This is a genomic window from Pectobacterium carotovorum, assembly GCF_900129615.1.
Classification (GTDB): Bacteria; Pseudomonadota; Gammaproteobacteria; order Enterobacterales; family Enterobacteriaceae; genus Pectobacterium; species Pectobacterium carotovorum.
Genome location: NZ_FQWI01000006.1, coordinates 118,921 through 138,737, shown reverse-complemented (window position 1 = coordinate 138,737; position 19,817 = coordinate 118,921). Strand labels below are relative to the sequence as shown.

13 protein-coding genes are annotated in these 19,817 nt (G+C 53.4%); 4 read left to right on the top strand and 9 right to left on the bottom strand.

The window, feature by feature from the left end; translation table 11 throughout:
- Window positions 1-6: 6 nt before the first annotated feature.
- From BUB06_RS13680 to BUB06_RS13640, 8 genes are all read right to left on the bottom strand, one after another.
- Window positions 7-1,347: an anaerobic C4-dicarboxylate transporter gene (locus BUB06_RS13680; RefSeq protein WP_039473594.1), complete on the bottom strand. Its 1,341-nt coding sequence runs from the start codon at window positions 1,345-1,347 to the stop codon at window positions 7-9.
- 847 nt (window positions 1,348-2,194) lie between these two features.
- Window positions 2,195-3,550: a TolC family outer membrane protein gene (locus BUB06_RS13670; RefSeq protein WP_039473591.1), complete on the bottom strand. Its 1,356-nt coding sequence runs from the start codon at window positions 3,548-3,550 to the stop codon at window positions 2,195-2,197.
- A 2-nt stretch (window positions 3,551-3,552) separates the two neighbouring features.
- Window positions 3,553-4,911 (bottom strand): HlyD family type I secretion periplasmic adaptor subunit, encoded by a 1,359-nt coding sequence (locus BUB06_RS13665; RefSeq protein ID WP_039473589.1) that lies wholly within the window; start codon window positions 4,909-4,911, stop codon window positions 3,553-3,555.
- 64 nt (window positions 4,912-4,975) lie between these two features.
- Window positions 4,976-6,823 carry a type I secretion system permease/ATPase gene (locus BUB06_RS13660; RefSeq protein WP_039473588.1) on the bottom strand — a complete coding sequence of 616 codons (1,848 nt, stop codon included), beginning with the start codon at window positions 6,821-6,823 and terminating at the stop codon, window positions 4,976-4,978.
- A gap of 254 nt (window positions 6,824-7,077) precedes the next feature.
- A complete protein-coding gene (locus tag BUB06_RS13655; RefSeq protein WP_010309465.1) occupies window positions 7,078-7,695 on the bottom strand; it encodes a heme acquisition protein HasA in 618 nt (205 codons plus the stop codon).
- A 117-nt stretch (window positions 7,696-7,812) separates the two neighbouring features.
- Window positions 7,813-10,491 (bottom strand): TonB-dependent receptor, encoded by a 2,679-nt coding sequence (locus BUB06_RS13650; protein WP_039473894.1) that lies wholly within the window; start codon window positions 10,489-10,491, stop codon window positions 7,813-7,815.
- A 259-nt stretch (window positions 10,492-10,750) separates the two neighbouring features.
- Window positions 10,751-11,704 carry a FecR family protein gene (locus BUB06_RS13645; RefSeq protein WP_039473586.1) on the bottom strand — a complete coding sequence of 318 codons (954 nt, stop codon included), beginning with the start codon at window positions 11,702-11,704 and terminating at the stop codon, window positions 10,751-10,753.
- Window positions 11,705-11,803: 99 nt separating this feature from the next.
- On the bottom strand, window positions 11,804-12,313 hold the full coding sequence (locus tag BUB06_RS13640; protein WP_010309476.1) for an RNA polymerase sigma factor: 510 nt from the start codon (window positions 12,311-12,313) through the stop codon (window positions 11,804-11,806).
- Between the two features lie 383 nt (window positions 12,314-12,696).
- On the opposite strand from BUB06_RS13640, the gene BUB06_RS22155 reads away from it, so the two are divergent.
- From BUB06_RS22155 to BUB06_RS13625, 4 genes are all read left to right on the top strand, one after another.
- A complete protein-coding gene (locus BUB06_RS22155) occupies window positions 12,697-12,867 on the top strand; it encodes a hypothetical protein (RefSeq protein WP_162847959.1) in 171 nt (56 codons plus the stop codon).
- 120 nt (window positions 12,868-12,987) lie between these two features.
- Complete coding sequence (patD, locus tag BUB06_RS13635; protein ID WP_010302077.1) at window positions 12,988-14,412, top strand: aminobutyraldehyde dehydrogenase; 1,425 nt, start codon at window positions 12,988-12,990, stop codon at window positions 14,410-14,412.
- Window positions 14,413-14,739: 327 nt separating this feature from the next.
- Window positions 14,740-16,146: a putrescine aminotransferase gene (ygjG, locus tag BUB06_RS13630; protein ID WP_201777495.1), complete on the top strand. Its 1,407-nt coding sequence runs from the start codon at window positions 14,740-14,742 to the stop codon at window positions 16,144-16,146.
- Window positions 16,147-16,958: 812 nt separating this feature from the next.
- On the top strand, window positions 16,959-18,626 hold the full coding sequence (locus BUB06_RS13625) for a methyl-accepting chemotaxis protein (RefSeq protein WP_039473581.1): 1,668 nt from the start codon (window positions 16,959-16,961) through the stop codon (window positions 18,624-18,626).
- 167 nt (window positions 18,627-18,793) lie between these two features.
- Here BUB06_RS13625 and BUB06_RS13620 read toward each other — a convergent pair whose 3' ends face one another.
- Window positions 18,794-19,780: a class I SAM-dependent methyltransferase gene (locus BUB06_RS13620; RefSeq protein ID WP_039473578.1), complete on the bottom strand. Its 987-nt coding sequence runs from the start codon at window positions 19,778-19,780 to the stop codon at window positions 18,794-18,796.
- Window positions 19,781-19,817: the final 37 nt, after the last annotated feature.

Below are 19,817 nucleotides of genomic sequence, written 5' to 3'. Positions count from 1 at the left end.
ACCGAATTACAGGAAGCCGTACATTGCAGCGAACACCCAGCCAAAGACGCAGGATGTGCTCACGCCGATCAGGCCCGGCAGAATGAAGCTGTGGTTGATAACGAAACGGCCGATTTTGGTGGTACCGGAACGGTCAAACTGGATAGCCGCTAGATCGCTTGGGTAGGTCGGCAGAATGTAGTAACCATAACAGGCTGGCGCAGACGCCACGATATACGCCGGATCCACCCCGATAGCTAGCGCAACGGGCACAATCGCCGCCAGCGCCGCCGCCTGCGAGTTAACGAACTTGGACACAATCAGCAGGATAATGGCGTAAGCCCACGGGTAGACCTTCACCATTGAGCCGAGTGTGCTTTTGATCTCTTCCAGATGCGCGCCGAACATGGTTTCCGCCATCCAGGCGATACCGTATACCGCGACGATGGCAATCATCCCCGAACGGAACACTTCATTCTTCGATATTGATGATGGATTGGTTTTGGTCGCGATAATGATGATGGCGCCGGAAAGCAGCATAAACATCTGGATGACCAGCACCATCGACAGCGGCTTACCAGCAAAGACTGGACGCAGTTCTTCAACGGCACCCAGAATCGCTACCGCAGCGATGGTTGCCAGAAAGATCCACATGGCAACCCAGTTACTGCGCGGCAGTTTTCTGTCCAGCAGCGTGGCCGTATCGCCATATACATACTGTTTGTTTTCTGGATCGGCGATGAATGTCTGAAAGTCTTCATCCTTGTCCAGATCCTTGCCACGGAACCAGCTGAAAATCCCAATCGCCAGAATACCCAGCAGGGTAGAAGGAATGGTAATAGATAGCAGATCGAGGAATCCCAGATGTTTGCCCTGGAAGGTGAAATTAGCCAACATGGCAACCAGCGACACCACCGCAACAGAGACCGGACTGGCGATAATCCCCATCTGAGCGCCGATCGAGCTGGCGGCCATCGGTCTTTCAGGACGGATATTATTCTTGATGGCGACATCATAAATAATCGGCAGAATGGTATACACCACGTGGCCTGTACCGCACAGGATAGTCAGAATACAGGTAACAAACGGCGCGATAATCGAAACGTATTTCGGGTTACGTCGCAGCATACGTTCCGCGATTTGTAGCATGACATCCAGCCCGCCCGATGCCTGAAGCGTTGCCGATGCAGCCACCACGGCGATGATGACCAGCATGACGTCAACGGGCGGTTTACCCGGTTGTAGTTTAAAAATAAAGACCAGAATAACAAGTCCAATCCCGCCTAATAAACCCAGCGCGATCCCGCCTTTTCTTGCCCCGTAAAAAAGGCAGATCAGGACAATGACTAATTGAATGATGAAATCCATAGTAGCCCCATTACATTGCTCAATATACTCGTCATACTTCAAGTTGCATGTGCGTTGGCTGCGTTCATTCACCCGAATCACTTACTTGAGTAAGCTCATCGGGATTCCTTCGCTTGCCGCCTTCCTGAAACTTGAATTATTTAGAGTAAGTAATGAACTGATTAGTTAGAATTAAAATAAGTGAGTTTTTTACTGCGGCTACTATATGGACGGGTTGTTATTTATTTTCTTGATCTAAATCTATTAATTTTTATCTTTGCGCTATTTCCTGAAAATAAAAGATCTCGCTCTCAATAATTGCGTATTTTTGATTTATTTAGTTTTTTAAGTGTAATTTTAATTTATTAATGATTCGAGCGCATGTCTCTCGAGGTGGTTGTTAATGAATAACAGGCGATTTTCAAAACTGATTAAATTCTTGTTCTTATTTTGTTGTGCTTTGTGTTCTTTTACTTTTTATTCTCGTTAACGTTAACCGCAAAAAACCATACCCTAACGCCTCTTTTTCTACCTCCAACGAGGTATTTGTGCATATTGTATTGTTTTTAAATGATTAGTTTAAAAATAATAAAATGAATCCCTTTTTGGTAATGAAGTCAACGTCAGACCGCCGAGGTATGGCCGAAAAATAAAAAGGGTCGCCATGCTGTCGTTATTCACGTCAGAAATATAGCTGACGGGTTTACTGTTGTTTTTACATCGGGTGCGAAGAGGGACACTTTTTATAGTGTGATTGGTTATTAATATAAATTTTTTATAAATATTTTAGAATATCCGGATGCGGCTTATTTTCCTTCCTAAATAGGATATAGCCGCACATCAGCGTTTGTGTTCTGAATTCACGTTTTTAGAGGTGTACGAAATAGGTCGCGAGCTGACGCAGCGTCTGTTCATCGAGCGTACCGGCGTAGTACCGCAGCTGTAGCCAGGCCGTCAGCCAGGTATAACGCGCTTCGGTCAGATCGCGCCGTGCGCCGTAGAGCTGCTGTTCGGCATTCAGCACGTCAAGATTCACGCGCTCCCCGCCTTGAACGCTCTTCTGTGTGGCGGTGACCAGCGCCAGCGCCGACTTTTCCGTCAGCTCATAGGCGCGAATTTTCGCCTGACTGCTGGTGACCAGATTAAACTGGCGACGCAATTCCGTCTGGATTGTCGCCGTCTGTTCGTCCTTTTCCCGCGCGGTTTGCTGATAGCGCTCTTGTGCCTGACGCGTCGCGGCAGAGACACCGCCGCCCGCAAAAATCGGTACGCTGACGCGGATACCAATCGACCGCGTATCGTATTTCTGGTTGTAGCTGTTTTCGGTATCCGACTGCGTATTGCGCGTGCTGGCGACCAGCGTGACCTGCGGCAAGTGACCCGCCCGGTTACGCTCAATGCCGTATTTCGCCACGTCCAGCGATTGGTTTAGCGCCAATAGCTGCGCGTTGTGGCGGAGCGCCAGCGATTGCCAGTGCTGATAGCCCGCAGGCTGAAGCGCCTGCGGCGTAAAGCGTGGCGTTAACTCCGCAAGCTGATCCACGCCAACGGGCATCCCCAGTAGCGTTTCCAGTTCACGCAGGCTGATATCCAAATTGTCCTGTGCTTCGATAAGCTGCGCTTCCGTCAGGTTGACGCGCGCTTCGGTTTCCAGCATATCGGTGCGAGTGCCTTCTCCCTGCTGGAAGAGGCGCTGATTTAGTTGATATTGCTCGCGATAAGCGCGCTGCTGTGCCTGAACCAAGGCGATCTGCTCACGGCTAAACAGCACGTTGGTGTAGGCCTGAAACAAGCGCACCAGCAGTTGCTGGCTGGCATCGCGCAGTTGTTCATCTGCCAGCACGGCGCTGGCTTCACCCTGTTGATAGCGCGACCACGCCGCGTAGTCGATCAACGGCTGTTGCAGGGAAAAGCTGGAAGCGCGGCTGGTGTAATCCCGCTCCGACTGCTGACCACCCGCCGTCACCGTGGAATCGTTACGGGACTGGCTGTAGTCATAGGTGACTTTTGGCAGCAGCCCGGCGCGCCCGATGTTTTTCTCTTCGCTGTCGGCATTACGCGCATGCACGGCGGCCTGAAAAGCCGGATCGTGCGTCAGCGCCTGCTGCCAGGCTTCCATTAATCCCAGTGCCTGACTCGGTGCGCTGTAGATCAGCGTGAGAAAAAGCGGGATGGCATAGCTGGAGCGGATCGCCGCGCGATAAACGGATGAAAAGCGCAGCATGATTACTCCTCGGTCAGCGCCAGATGCAGGCGGTCGGAAAGCGGTTTGAACAGGTAGTTCAGCAGGGAGCGTTCACCGGTACGAATGAAGGCTTCCACTGGCATGCCGGGACGAACGTCCAGCCCGGCGAGTTGCTGCTTACCCTGTTCATCGACGTGAATGCGTAAGGCGTAATAAGGTTTTCCCGTCTGTTGTTCGACTAACTGATCGGCACCGATCAGCGCGACAACGCCGGAAATACGCGGCGTGGTGCTTTGGTTGAACGCAGAAAACAGCAGCTCGACGGGTAGCCCGTTGCTGACTCTGTCTACCAGTTCGATAGGCAGCTGTGCGTCAATTAATAACGGTTGGCCATCAGGAACAATCTCCATCAGCATCTGTCCGCTATTCACCACGCCGCCTTCGGTGTGCAGCGCCAGCCCGACTACCGTGCCGCTGGCAGGGGCGCGAATGTGCGTGTGCTGAAGTTCATACTCCGCCGTTTTCAGCCGCTGGGTGAGATCCTGAATGGAACGCTGGGTATCGGCGAGCTGGGCGCGCACCTCTTTCTGATATTCGTTCTGGCGCTGCTGGATCTTTTGCTCCAGCTCGACGACCTGCTGCTGGAGCTGTATCTGATTATTCCGTTCCTGCGCCATCGCGCCCGCTAACTGGGCGGCCTGCCGTTCGACGTCCAGCAGGCGATTACGGGCGATATAGCCTTCTTGCGCCAGCGGACGCAGCCCGCGTAGCTGTTCGCTGATAATCTGGAATTGCGTCTGGCTGCTGGCCAACAGCGCTTGTGATCCCTGCGACTGCGCTTTTGCTCCGATGATGGCGGCCTGCATCGCCGCGCGTTCCTGTTGTAGCGCAGCGCGACGGCTGATGAAGAGCTGCTGCTGGGCGATCTGAATTTGTTGCGTGACGGTGCTGTGTTGCTCTGTGGGAGCAGGGAAAACGATCGTACTGAGATCGTCGCGTTCCGCCAGCAGACGTGCTTCGCCCGCGTGCGCTTCTTGAAGCTGCGTGACGAGATTATCGCGTTGCGCCTGAGCGGGCGTTTGGTCCAGCGTGGCAAGGATTTGCCCAGCCTGCACGTGGTCGCCATCCCGTACGGTGAGCGAGGCGATGCGTCCGCTACTGACGGGCTGCACGGTTTTGCGGTTATCTGCAACGACGACTCGGCCGGATACGGCGACCCCTTTATCCAGCGGTGCCATGCCGGCCCAGAGTAGCAGGCCACCAAAGCCTGCCAGAACCAGCCAGAGGCCGTACTTCAAATAGCGTCCGGCGTCGGTGTGTAACGGCATCGCCGCGACGTTATCCGCCACCTGAGGGAGGGGCGTTGTCGGCTGTGATGTGACTTCGCGTAACGCGGACATGGTTATCCTCTTCTTTCCGTGATGCTGTTCTGACGACAGGCGTTTGCTATCAATAGGCTGAATTTCATTTATCCGGTACGGCGCGGCGAGACGCCGGTGCGCTGTACACCATACTTAGCCCGGCTGAACTCGGTTCCTTTGGGATAAAGGCATTTGCGGCGTCGGCTGTCTTAACTGGCGCAGGTTTCACGCTGGGTGATGTGGCGATAGGAGCCTTGGCGGGCTTGGCGCGCTGTAGTTCTTTCAGCACCTGCTCTGTTGCACCGAAATACTGGATTTGTCCGGCGCGTAGGACTAACAGCTTGTTGGCGCAGGAAAGTAGTGTGGGTTTGTGCGTGATCAGCACCTGTGTGCTTTTGGCTTCCTGTTGGGCGGCAATCGCGGCCAATAAGGCTTTCTCGCCGTCGTCATCCAGGCTGGCATTCGGTTCGTCCATCACAATTAGGCGCGGCTGGTTGTAAATGGTTCTGGCCAGGGCGACACGTTGCTTCTGACCACCGGACAGCCCGGCACCGCCTTCGCCCAGCAGTGTATCGTAGCCTTGCGGCAGCCGCAGAATCATCTCGTGAACGCCCGCTGTGACGGCAGCGGAAACGATCTTTTCTGGATCTGGCTGAGTGAAGCGGGCGATGTTTTCGGCAATCGTCCCGCTGAAAAGCTGAACATCCTGCGGCAGATAGCCGACGAAGCGACCCAAATCGGCTTTGTCCCACTGGTGCATGTCTGCGCCGTCCAGCCTGACTTTGCCACCGAGGGCGGGCATGGCGGCAACCAACAGACGGGCAAGGGTGGATTTACCTGAGCCCGAAGGCCCTAACACGCCGAGTACATCGCCGGGAGCCAGTTCAAACGTGATATTGGCGAGTATGGGTGTACGCGTGCTAGGTGCGTTGGCGCTGAGTTGTTCCACCTGGAGTTTGCCTTCAGGTGCGGGCAGCGCCATGCCAGCAGGACGCGCCGGGTGATTATCGAGTAAGAGATTGACACGCTGCCAGGCGAGACGCGCCTGCATCCACTGTTTCCAGACGCCAATGATCTGATCGATCGGGCTGAGTACGCGACCCACCAGAATGGAGCCAGCAATCATCATGCCGGGTGTGATATCGCCCTTGACGGCCAGCAGTGCACCCAGACCTAGCATCAGCGACTGAAGCGCCAATCGGGTGCTTTTCGTCAGTGAAGTAATGTTGGCGCTCTTTTCGCTGGCAACATTCTGATAATAGAGAAAAGATTTGTGCTGCGTCAGCCAGCGTTCGCGCATGGCGGGCAGCATTCCCATCGCTTCGATGGCATCAGCGTTGCGCAGGTTAGCGTTAGCCTGTTGCGTCGCTTGAACGGTGTTTTGTGCGGCTAAGGCCAAGGGTTCGCGAGTGAGTTTTTGATTCAGCCAGGCCAGCACAATCAGGATGATCGCCCCCGCCAGCGCCATCACGCCCAGCCAAGGATGAAGTAAGAAGATCACCAGAAGATAGACCGGAAACCACGGCGCATCAAAGAAGGCGAACAGCGCGTTTCCGGTGGCGAACTGGCGCAGGGCGGTAAGGTCGTTTAAGGCTTGTCCGGCTCCCGCCGTTCCATTCTTGAGATTGCTTTCAAACGCTGCATTGTAGATGCGCTGATTCAGGCGCATGTCCATCTGCGTACCGAGGCGGATCACCACGGCGCTGCGTATCCATTCCAGTAACCCCATCAGTAAAAACAGGCCCAGCATAATGATCGTTAGCATCGCCAGCGTCATGGTGCTGCTGGACGGCAGTACGCGGTCATAAACCTGGAGCATATAAATTGCCGGAGCCAGCATCAGCAGGTTGATGATGGCGCTGAACAGGCCAATTCCCCAAAATCCCTGACGGTAGGCGGCCAGCGCGTCAATAATCTCCCGGCCTGATGAAGCCGGATGCGATGCGGGCATGGGATGTTCCTTCTTCAATAAAGTGCCATCGTTCTCACCGTGGTATCCCCACAAGGTGGAAGAGGGGGCGGTTAGCCGTACTGCTATTGACGCGGTTTGCCAACGGTTATTACACTCACTAGACCGTCGCGGTGCCGTGCCCGCCATACTTCACGCTGCATCCGTGCAACACGAAATATTGAGGGTATATACTCTCTCCGTACCGCGACGGTGTTCACTCAAACGGCTAAAAGCGTCATCTTTTAGCCGTTTTCTTATGCCGCCAGCAGATCGGCGGTTTCTGCGACGCCAACTACGTCAACCACGGTATCGGCAGAAAGTGCGGCATCAGCGGTCGCGGTGGCGAAGCTGAGACTATCCAGGCTCGCGTTAATATCGATACCCGCATTGGTCAGCGCAGTCAGAAGCGGCTGAACCTGACCGCTCATCAGGCCGTAAATCACGTCATGCACTACGCCGCGATCGCTAACGGTCTGGTTGGCAATATCAGTGGAGAGATCCAGCCCGCTGAAGGTCACTTCCGGTTCAGCAAGAGAATACGTGGTGCCAGCCGTGGTGCCGCCTTGCAGGACATTACCGAATGACAGGCTGTCCAACTGACCCCACAGCGTGTGGGCAGGAGGGGAGAAGAGGCTATAGGTCAGATCGCCGCCTGCAATAAGTGCAGAGAAGTCGTTCTGCGTACTCGTGATCGCATATTGAGTACCGTCAATAAAGGTGTCGCCGCCGTAAAAGCCCCCGGTATTATTGCCACCGACTTGTGTGTTACCCGCGGTATGATTAACGTCACCAAACGCTGCCGACCATTCAGTCAGATAGCTGGCAATGCTGTAATTGGCATAGTAGGCATCGTAGGTAATTGCAAAACTCATAATAGATTCCTCATTAACTAACGATCTACAGGCACGGTCATCCGTGTCTGTCGTAAAAGAGGATGAGCCCTCCCATCCCCTTTGTTTTCCTGCCTCCCGAGTGGGGAAACAGAGAAATTAGAATCGATACTCCACGCCAGCCTGCACCGTTCTTCCCCGGCTTGGCGTGTAACCCAGTGATTCGCCATAGCTCACGACGTAAGTACGGTTAGCGATATTCTCGACGGAACCGCGCACCGTCAGGCTGTCGGTCAGACGATAGCTGGCATACAGATCGTAAACTTCATATTTGGGCCAGTCGGCTAAATAGGCGGAGTTGGCCGGTGCAGCGGCATCTTGATAGCCGGGAGCAAAACGCATCGTGACCCCCATATCCAGCTTGCGATCGAAGACGCGCGTCCCCAGCGTGACGGAACCGCGGTCGCCCGGCAGATAGGCGGCGTTGCTGAATAACAGCGTTTTCTGGCAAGAGGCATCGCTGGCCGTGGTATCGACAGGTGTGGAGTAGTAGTTGCCGCGGGAGCCGCCAACGGTCGTGACGCCACCCATCCAGGCCACCGGCGCACAGAAGTCGTTATTGCCGATCATGTGGGTGTAGGTGGCATCGACATATAAAAAGCCTGCGTCGTAGTTAAGCTGGTATTCCATGCCGCGAAATCGACTCTTCGCCAGATTGTTTTGGAACACGGAATTACTGAGGGAATAGCCGTTATAGCCCGGCTTATTGCGCGCGCCGTTCAGGCTGATGTAGTTGTTTATCCTAGTGTCGAAATAGGACACCTTGGTGACCAGCCTGTCGCCGTCAGTGAACAATTCTGGTTTCTGAATATTGAACCCGACCTCCCAGGCGCGGGAACGCTCCGGCTTAAGGTTGGGGTTCGGATAGAGGTAATAGTTGCCTGCGCTGTAGGTGCCGTTGGCAAAGGTTTCGCTGACTGATGGTGGTCGCCAGGATAGGCCATAGCTGGTGTACAGCTGTAGCCATTCAACGCCGGGACGGACGCCAGCAAACAACGTGGGGGACAGCTTGCCGTGTTCGTCATCGACATTCCAATCCTGCGTGGTGGTCACGAACGGCGGGCAGAGCGCGATCGACCGTGCAGTGCAGGGATTGGTGACGGTATAGGGGATTTCCCGATAGCTGATGCTGGTGGTGCCGCGTAGCCGATAGCGATCGTAACGCAGGCCGCCTTGCAGTGTTACCCATTCGTCGTACGCGTAATTCAGATTCGCGAACAGACTGGCCATTGCACGGTTTCCTTCCGGAGTGGCGTTACTGGCTGTGCTATTGGTGCTGTCCGTGGTGATCTTGTCGTAATAGAAGTCTAGCCCGTAGTCGGCTTTCAGATCGTGCGCGCCCTGCTGCCACAGCGTTGAAGTGTTTTGCGCTTGTGCCCCGTAGGTGCGTAACCGCGTGCTCTCGTGATACGCGCTGGTATTAGCGAGGGCATAGTTATTGGTGTCGTTATTGGTATCGGCGTAATAAATCTTGGCCTTAAAATCCAGCCAGCGCTGGTTGTCTGGCTTCAGGCTGTAATCCAGCGCGGTACTGCGCGCCATAATCTCGCTGTGCCCGCTGGCCTTCCAACCCAGTTCGGTATTGGAAAGGTTGGACAACGTCCCGGCGTTTTCAGAAGAGGTTTGCGTTTGCATATAGCTGAGCTGGAAGCGTTGGTTAGCAGGGAGGTTCCAGCCGATTTTCGCCAGCCGCGAGCGCATGGTGTAGGCCGCGCTGGTCACTTTCTGATGCTTTAAGTTATTGGCCCACGCTTCGTAATTACTTGAATTGCCCGGGATACGGATATTACCGAGGTTGCCATCATTGCCCGGCCAGTAATTGCCCAGATGACGCTCGCTGGCGCCGACCAGAATGTCGCCGCGTTCGTTACCCAGTGCGAGCACGCCGCTGCCGATAAAATGCGTTCCATTGTCGCCCGTGCTGGCGTGCAGTTTTCCGCCCAGCTCTTTACCCGGAGCGAGAAAATCGTGGGCGTTGACGGTATTAAATGTGGCGACGCCGCCCAATGTGCCCGCGCTGCCCATCACGTTTGTCGCGCCTTTTTCAATCGTTGCGCCGGAGAGCAACTCCGAATCGATATACATCTGTCCGTTGCGCTGGCCGTAGCCAGTTTTTTGAAAATTCTGCCGCACGCCGTCAATGTTCATATTCACGCGACCGAAGTCCTGTATTCCGCGAATGTTGACCGATAGCGAAGGGTCCTGTTGGCTGACGCTGGAGTAAACGCCAGCAGACTGTTCCAGCATATCAGCGGCGTGGCGGGAAGGGCGGTTATCCATCTGTTCGCGTGAAATGACGCTGATGGCGCGCGGCTGTTCATAGATCCAGTCGCCTGGATTGGCGACGGTAAATGCGCGTACCGTCATCACGTCGTCTATTTTTGCCGTATCGACGTTGACTGAACGAGGGCGCAGGGTAATGACGCCATTGCTGCCGATCTGAAAGTCGACTGGGTTGGTACCGATCAACTGACGTAATCCTTGCTCTGGCGTGAAACGCCCTTGAAGCGCGGCGGCCTGCATGTTTTCCAGTTTAACGTCGGCAAAAAAGACCTGTAACCCCGCCAGTTCGGCGAAACGCAGCAACGCGCTGCTCAACGGCTGCGCGCTGATGGAAAAGGCGGTGCTCTGACGAGCCGCTTCCTGAACGCTGGCGGCCTGCGTTTCTGCTTGCGCATAGTGGAGCGAGCCAGACAGCGACAGTGCGATGCCGACGGCAAGAGAAAGTGGATTACGTTGTAACAAGCGGCTGTCTTGCTGTTGTGTTCTTTTAAACATTTTCGCCTGGTCTGCCATCTGTTAAATCATCAATAAGCATTAATAAACAAAGGGATAATTAGCCCTCTTTTTCTTAATGAAAATGATAATAAAAATCATTACCTAAATATGAAGACGGCTGAGATGACAGAACCCGTAAAAAAATATTTAAATTTTTTTCTCCGGCGCGTTGCGGCCTTGTGAACGTAAGGGGAAATTATGCGTGATTACCACTCCTGAGCAGCATGGCAGGAGTGGGGAAGGCTGGTGGGAGAAAGGATCAGTACAGAACCGTGACGCCGGGGAGTGAAACGGTTTTGGCACCCAGTTCGGTAGCGATGGTTTGCAATGCGCCATCCAGCTCGTTCAGCGAAAAAATGCCGCTGACCTGGCGCTGACGCAGCGCTGACGTGGGGATGACGATCGTACCCACGCGGTACTGATTGATACGTGCAATCACGATAGCCAGCGGCTGTTGATCAAAAATTAGCAGGCCGCGCCGCCAGTCACCGCGCTCGCGGCTATTCCAACCGGGGAGGCGAGTCATCCCTTGCTCGGTATAGCGTGCCGCCTGTTGCTCATCAAGCCGCAGCGCTTGCCCGTTTGCCGTTACCTGAACGCTGTGCTCCACCACGCCGACGGTCGTGGTCTGTGATGAATTTTGCACGATGAACTGCGTGCCTAGCGCCTGTGTGGTGCCCGATGCCGCATCGACCAGGAAAGGCCGTTTTTCCTGTGTCGTCGTCGGTGCGACGGTGAACCAGGCCGAGCCTTGCAGCAGCGTGACGCGCCGTTCTTGTGGCGTATAGGCGAGCGAAATGGCGCTGCCTGCATCCATATCAACCTCACTGCCGTCCGGCAGCGTAACGTGTTTGACCTGATGTGCCGCATGATAATCCGAGCGCAGCATGAGGATGCCGTCGGAAATCCACGTCGCACCGAGACTGAAGCCCAGTAGCAGCAAGGCGGCGATTTTCCACTGTGTTGCGCGGTTAACGCGCCTGATGAGAAAGGTTGCTGGCGGCTGTGGTTGCAGCACCTGCCGTTGCTCGGCGCTGAGCGACCCAAGCCCATGCCAGAGCATCCCTGCCTGTTCCAGCGCGTGGTGATGGCGCGGATCCTGTGCCAGCCAATGTTGGAATGTCAGTTCCTGTTCATCGTCCAGCGGCGCTTCGGCCAAACGGATGGCCCAGCGTGCTGCCTGCTGTTGGATTTCAGGAGGATAATCGTTCATGTTGTAGGCCTGGAATATGTAGGGTCTCTAAATACGTAGACGTTTGACGGCAATAAACCCGTAAATAATTTGTGATTATTTCACGATGGGCGACGCGTTTCACGAGGCGCGGATCGTCATCATCGCGTTCAGCGTCATGGCAAGATGCTTCTCAACGGTGCTGAGGGAAATCTCCAACTGCTGAGCAATTTGCGCCTGCGTCATGTGTTCAAACCGGTGCAGATGAAATATCAGCTGTGTGCGCTCCGGCAGCGTCGCCAGTACCTTTGCCAGACGCTCCAGCTCCTGTTGCGCGATGGCCGTTTGATCGAGTTGGGGAGCGGCATCCGGCAGGTATTCTAGCGTCGCTTCCACGTCGTCAACGGACGTCGCCATCTGCCAGCGCTGCTGGTGACGGACATGATCAAGCAGCAAATTATTTGCTGTCTTATAGAGATACGCCTTCTTGTCGTCTACATCATCTTGCTGTTCCAGCCGTTGTGCCAACCGTAAAAAACTCTCTTGCACCAGATCTGCCGCTGCCTGAGGGTCGCGCAGTTTATGATTGAGATAGCGTTCCAACCGTTCTGCATAATGGTTGAACAGCATTCTGAGTTCAGACTCTGACATGCCAACGTCCCGTCAGGTGACCTTCCCGCCGACTCTGCGGCAACAGAACCCCTTTCCCTTATCACGGCGCTATCCATAGCGATCCTGTCCGTTGATATCGACGGGGTAAGGCCCTGAATAATATACCCGTTATACTTCAAGCTGCTTGTGCGTTGGCCGCGTTCAGTCACCCGAATCACTTACTTATGTAAGCTCATCGGGATTCCCTCTCTTGCCGCCTTCCTGCAACTCGAATTATTTAGGGTACAAATTTAATGTAATTGATAATTATTATCACATATGACGAACCGGAAAGCAGAGTTAAATCTTCTTCAGATTGGCGGATTCTCGTCATCGACTACACTTATCTTTGCTGGCTTATTATTTAATCAGGAGATACAGAGATGACCACGAAGGACTCAACGCAGGATCCTAAAGAGGTGACGGTCAGCGAAGGGCTGGCAAAGGTGCATGAGGCATCAGAGCAGTTGACGGAAGAAGAGATTGAAGCGCTGGCTGAGGAAGCCAGACAGGCCGCCACGCAGACGCAGAAAGAATCAGGCAACGCACCCTAGTGTAATGCCACGGGTTGCAGAACGGAGCGACAGCTAAGCACAACGTGGCAGGTTTTTTGCACAGACATTTTGCAGATAGTGATGAAAAACAAGATGGTTTTCTCTCTGTAAGGAAAATGTATGCACGATAAATTACTGATAGAAGGCAAGCTGGTCGCGGGGAAAGGCGAGGCGTTAGCGGTATTTAATCCTGCCACGGGAGAGCAAATTGCCGCTATTGCGCAGGCCGATCTGCACCAGGTTGATGCAGCCGTTCTGGCCGCAGAGTCCGCTTTTGCACACTGGGGCCAGACCACGCCGAAAACGCGCGCGACGCTGTTGCTACAGATTGCCGATGCCATCGAGGAAAACGCCGAGACGTTTGCCGAGCTTGAATCGCTGAACTGCGGTAAGCCCTACCACGCGGCGCTGAATGATGAAGTGCCTGCGGTCGCCGATGTTTTTCGCTTTTTTGCCGGTGCGGCACGCTGCCTGAGCGGTTCGGCGGCGGGAGAGTATCTTGAGGGGCACACCTCGATGATCCGGCGCGATCCGGTTGGCGTGGTGGCGTCCATCGCACCGTGGAATTACCCGTTGATGATGGCGTCGTGGAAGCTGGCACCCGCGCTGGCGGCGGGAAACTGCGTGGTGCTGAAACCGGCGGAGCAAACCCCGCTGACCACGTTCTATCTGGCACATCTGCTGGCGGAGATCCTGCCAGCGGGCGTGGTGAATATCGTGTTCGGGCGCGGGGCGGATATCGGCGATGCGCTGACGGGGCATGAGAAAGTCAACATGGTGTCGCTGACGGGTTCGATTGCGACCGGCGCGCATATTCTGTCGCATACCGCCGCGAGCGTAAAACGAACGCATATGGAGCTGGGGGGTAAAGCGCCTGTGATTGTCTTCGACGATGCTGATATCGATCAGGTGGTTGATGGAATTCGCAGCTTTGGTTTTTACAATGCGGGGCAGGATTGTACCGCGGCCTGTCGGCTGTATGTGCAGCGAGGGATCTACGATGAGGTCGTAGAAGCATTAGGAAAAGCGGTAGCGACGCTGAAAATAGGCGATCCACATGATGAAACGACCGAGCTGGGGCCATTGATTACCGAGCCACAGTTGGAACGCGTGATTGGTTTTGTCGAACGCGCCAAAGCGCTGCCGCACATTACGGTGGTGACCGGTGGCGAGCGGGTGAAAGGGCAGGGGTTCTACTTCCAACCTACGGTGCTGGCGGGGGCAAAGCAGGAAGACGAAATCGTTCAGAAAGAGGTGTTTGGCCCGGTGATATCCATCACGCCGTTTGACGATGAAGCGCAGGTGATTGGCTGGGCGAATGCCTCACATTACGGGCTGGCCTCGTCGGTTTGGACGCGTGATATCGGGCGGGCGCACCGTCTGGCCGCGTGCCTTCAGTACGGTTGTACCTGGGTGAATACCCACTTTATGCTGGTGAGTGAAATGCCGCACGGTGGGCAGAAGCTGTCTGGCTACGGCAAGGATATGTCGATGTATGGTCTGGAGGACTACACCATCGTGCGCCATATCATGATCCGGCACTGAGGATCTTCTGTCTGCCGCAGAGTTCTGTTTATCCTGAACGACAAGCGGGTAATGACATAGCGCGTTTATCCAGCCCCGGCGTGCCCCAAAAAAGGGCGCGCTGGACAAAAGTGGGGCATCACAAAATGCTTTGCTTTTCTTCATACTGGCATTCGTCATTCTTGTTGGTTATTAATTCCGTCCATTCTTATTTAGTTCAAATCATCTGCTGAATTTTTGGATTAGATCGCGTTTTTGTATTTTATTCTGATTTGGGGCGGGCGACTGGCGTGTTATGTGCATTAATTAAAGTGGCATCGCGTGATGTCCGTTTTCAAGGAGCGCATTTTGTCCAGATCAAACGCCCACCTTAACCCGCTAGAGTGTACTCAGCAGGCACTGCATTGGATTCATAGTGACACGCTATCCCACGATGACATGGCGGTACTGAATCGAGAAGTTTTGAGTTGTTTTCGCGAATACGTCAACCCGGGTTTTCTGGAGTACCGAAAATCTGTCACTACCGGCGGCGACTACGGCGCAGTCGAATGGCGCGCCAGCGGCCCGAATACGCTGATTGATACCCAAGGGAATGAATATCTGGACTGCCTCGGCGGTTACGGCATTTTTAACGTTGGGCATCGTAACCCTAACGTCATTGCTGCCGTTGAGCGCCAGCTCGCCAGACAACCGCTGCACAGTCAGGAACTGCTCGATCCGCTGCGGGGGCTGTTGGCGAAAACGCTGGCGGCGCTGACGCCGGGCGATCTGAAATACAGCTTCTTCTGCAATAGTGGAACGGAATCGGTTGAGGCAGCGTTAAAGCTGGCGAAGGCCTACCAGTCACCGCGCGGGAAATATACCTTTATCGCCGCGACAGGCGCATTCCACGGGAAATCGCTGGGCGCGCTTTCCGCCACCGCCAAACCCGCGTTTCGTCGTCCTTTCATGCCGCTGTTACCTGGCTTCCATCATGTTGCTTTTGGTGACATCAACGCCATGCGCAAGCAGGTTCAGCAATGCCAGAAGACTGGCGATGACGTTGCAGCCATCATCCTTGAACCTATTCAGGGGGAAGGCGGCGTGATTGTGCCACCGGAAAATTACTTGCCTGCGGTCAGAGCATTATGCGATGAGGTTGGGGCATTGCTGATTCTGGATGAGGTACAAACCGGCATGGGGCGCACGGGCAAGATGTTCGCCTGTGAGCATTATGGCGTGCAGCCTGACATTCTGTGTCTGGCGAAGGCGCTGGGCGGCGGCGTGATGCCGATTGGCGCAACGGTGGCTACGGAAGAAGTTTTCTCCGTACTGTTTGAAAATCCATTCCTGCATACCACCACGTTTGGCGGCAATCCGCTGGCCTGCGCGGCGGCGCTGGCGACGGTTAATGAGTTGCTGACGAAGAATCTGCCGGAACAGGCGACGATACAGGGGGAATTTTTGTTGCAGGGCTTACAGCAGCTGGCAGCTGAATATCCTCAATTGATTATCGAAGCACGAGGAATGGGGCTGTTGCAGGCTATCGAGTTCAGGAAAAACGAGATCGGGTATGCCTTCTCGAAAGAGCTGTTTCAACGTAATGTTCTGGTTGCGGGCACTTTGAATAATGCTAAATCGGTCAGGATTGAGCCACCGCTTACCATCACGCGCGAGCAATGTGCCCGAGTGCTGAAAGAAGCGAAGGAAGTGCTCAAGAAACTCAATGGCACAATGCCTGACGAAAATAAAATGAAGGAATATGCGGTAGAGTGAAAAACGAGACGGAAACACGCAGCACCCGATTATGTTCACTCCGAAAGCCAGTCAGCCCTTATTGACTGGCTTTTTTTATCTTCCTGCGAGACGCGGGAACCTGCCATTATGCTTTAAATCTAATTAATTCAGTCACGTTACACTATATTGAGTGTCACAAAGCGTAATGATATGAACAGTATTGTTACTTAATCTTAACTATTAGCTTTCTAACTTATAAGTCTGATTTAATTAATGAAACTCAGATTTTTCCCATTATTATTTTTTGATAGAAAAAAACGATCGAACAAAGAACATTGAACGGTTTAATGATCGTTATTTCCGATCGATCTTCCATTTGTGATAGTGTATGGTTATAGAATGTAGTTTGCTTCGATCTGATGTTGTTTTTTATTTATACAGACTCTCAATAATTAAGCGTAACACTAACTCGAATTCGGTAGGTGAGGGCTAAAGCTTTTAACTTTCTTTGAGCAATAGCGTGCTTTTTATTATGCAATAAATAATTTGAATTTCAGCGAGGAATAAAAAAGGAGAGTTAAATTACTTTATCAAGTAAACCGTTTCAGTAAGCAAACATCACAAAGATACATGCAATGTGAGATATAACAATATATGGCCAAATGGATTTCTTATGCCAGTATTCTGTTACATGCATCAGAAAATAAGAGATTTAGAGAAGCCAGGGAGCCCGGTGCGATAGCGGTTCGCTTTACCGTCTGTGCTGTTTTTTCGTTAAACAGACAGCGGCTGACTATGTCATCAATCGTGGTTGGGTAACGATTTTTAAAATGTAATATTCTGGTGCTAACATGATTTTTTTTAAAAACATAAAAATTGGCAATCGGCTTTTTTTGGGGTTTGGCTTATTAATTTTATTGACACTGACTTTGTCATCCGTCAGCTATTATTTCATGAAAAATATTGGCGCTGAGTTTGATGAGGTGACTGAAGATAGAATGGTTAAGGTCGACATGCTACGCGATATTCAGGACGTGTTGAACACCAATGTTCGCACGCTGCGTGATATTATTCTCCTCCCCGCAGACAGAACGCAAGAAAAACAGGAACTAAAGGCGACCATAGTAAAAACGACTGACACGGCAAGTGATATATATAAAAAGCTTGATGGTATGGTCAATTCGGAACGTGCGCGGGAGTTATTTAATCAGCTTATCGATATCAGAAAACAGTATAGCCTGAGCATTAATAAAGCGATTGGCTATGCGATGGAAGATGAAGATGCGCTGGCAACAGAATTGGTATTTGGTGATATAGCAAACATTCAGGCCGTTTATTTTGCCAAATTAAGTGAATTTACCGGGCTACAGGTATCGTTTGTTGATCATGCCAAACAGGTGACGAGAACGTATATTACTAATGCGCTGTTGTGGATGCTGATGCTCTCCATTTTCTCAACTGCTTTAGGGTGCTTTACTGCCTGGTCATTAACCCGTAGCGTCACCATACCGTTATCCACAGCACTTTCCTCTGCGAAACGTATTAGCGCAGGCGATCTGAGTGGTTCAATTGATGTGAATAGCCGTGATGAAACGGGCCTGTTGTTGGAAGAAATGAAAGAGATGCAGGCTGCGCTGACGCGGATGGTTATTGGCGTCAGAAATAATGCGGAGAGTGTCGCGACAGCCAGCATGCAGATTGCTCAGGGTAACGCTGATTTGTCATCACGTACCGAAGAACAGGCGAGCGCACTCGAAGAAACTTCTTCAACCATGACGCAATTAGGGATGACGGTAAAAAACAATGCCGACAATGCCCGTCAGGCTAATGTGCTGGCGCAAAATGCGAGCACCGTTGCCCTTCAGGGAGGGAATGTTGTCAATGACGTGGTGGACACGATGAAGTCCATTAATGAAAGTTCGCGCAGTATTGCGGACATTATCAATGTCATCGACAGCATTGCGTTCCAGACGAATATTTTGGCGCTTAACGCCGCCGTTGAAGCTGCCCGAGCTGGCGAACAAGGGCGAGGATTCGCCGTTGTGGCGGGGGAAGTGCGTAATCTGGCACAGCGTAGCGCAGAAGCCGCTAAAGAGATCAAAAACCTGATTACTGCGAGCGTTGAACGTGTCGAGCTTGGTTCGGTATTAGTGAATAAAGCGGGGGAAACGATGCAGCAGGTGGTGATGTCCATCCGCCAGTTGAGCGACACCGTATCAGAGATTAGCTCCGCAAGTGCTGAGCAATCGACAGGGGTTGAGCAGGTCGGTATCGCTGTCAGCCAAATGGATCAGACAACACAACAAAATGCCGCGTTAGTGGAAGAATCCGCTGCGGCAGCACAAAGCCTCAAGGAGCAAGCGGATCAACTTGTCAGAGAAGTCTCGGTGTTCAGGATTGCGGGATATGAACGATCGGCGCCAAAGCAGCCGGTAACGGAGACGCTGTCGCTTGTTGCTATGCTTCCAGTCTCTTCCAAAGCACATGCCCCTGGTGCGTCTGACTGGACCCGTTTCTGATAATGAAAATAGTATGGCCGCCAGCACGTCAGGGATAGAGTGAAAGTAAGGAATCATAAAGCAGATAGTGTTATTGAAAGTTTTATTTGCCAGTCAGTTTTTGCTGACTGGCTTTTTGCATTCTGGAGGCTGTTTACATTCAGGAAGCATGACTTGCGAATGCGCGGTTATCGGTGTTTACGGGCGATCAGCACATTCAGCGGTGCCATGGGGAATGCCTGATGACGATGAGTTTCGACAGAGGTAAAGCCCGCAGCCAGTAACCACTGCGTCAGTTGGCCTTCCCGCGTGACGTGGCGTCCACTCATTTGCATCGGCAGATAAAACGGCAGAACCGGTGCGGCATCCTCCGGCGCTTCGGCAATCTCCGCCTGTGCCAGAATCAGCGTGCCCTCCGATGTTAGCGCGTCGTGGAGCGTGCCCAGCATGGCGGGAATGTCTTCGACAAAATGCAGGAAAGAAGAGCTCCAAATCAGATCGTATTTTTCGCTGGGAAACGGGCCGCTTTGCGCTGACAGGCGAGCGGATAACCCGGCGTCGTCGATATTGCGTTGGGCCACGGCGGCGGTCTGCGGTAGGTCATACACCGTGCCGGAGAGCTGAGCGTGACGCAGCGCCAGCGTAATTGCCACCCAACCGGGACCGCCGCCCAGATCGAGAACGTGCCTGATTTGCGGAAAATCCGGCAGGCTGGCAATCAGTTGCTCGGCACGGTCGGCCGTCACCGCCCGCTGCTCTTGTGCGATCTGCTGTTCTGCGGCGTTGGCCCACGCTGCATCGCGCGGTAACTCGCTCAACTGCGTTTGCAGCGGCTGATGCATGCCGTCGCCGAGTCCCTGACCAAACTGATGCAGGCTGGTCAGGCGAAAACGCCAGGCGTCGCCCAGAAAACGTGTACTGCTGCGACAGAGTACGGCGGCGCAGGCCGGAGCGGTGCGATAACCGTCGTGATGACGCGTCAATAGCTGCATGCTCCACAGGATCTCAAGCAGAAATCCGGTTTTTTCCGGCTGCCAACCCAGCGTTTCCGCTAGCTGTTCCGGTGTGGTGACCTCTTCCAGCCGGTCGAAAATCTGCTGTTCCAGTGCCAGATGTAAGGCGTCAGCCTTCACGCTGCTGGCGGCAAGCTGCCATAACGTCTCTAATGGGTTCATAAACGGTCTTTCTCATTGATGGTCAGTCGATAGGGAA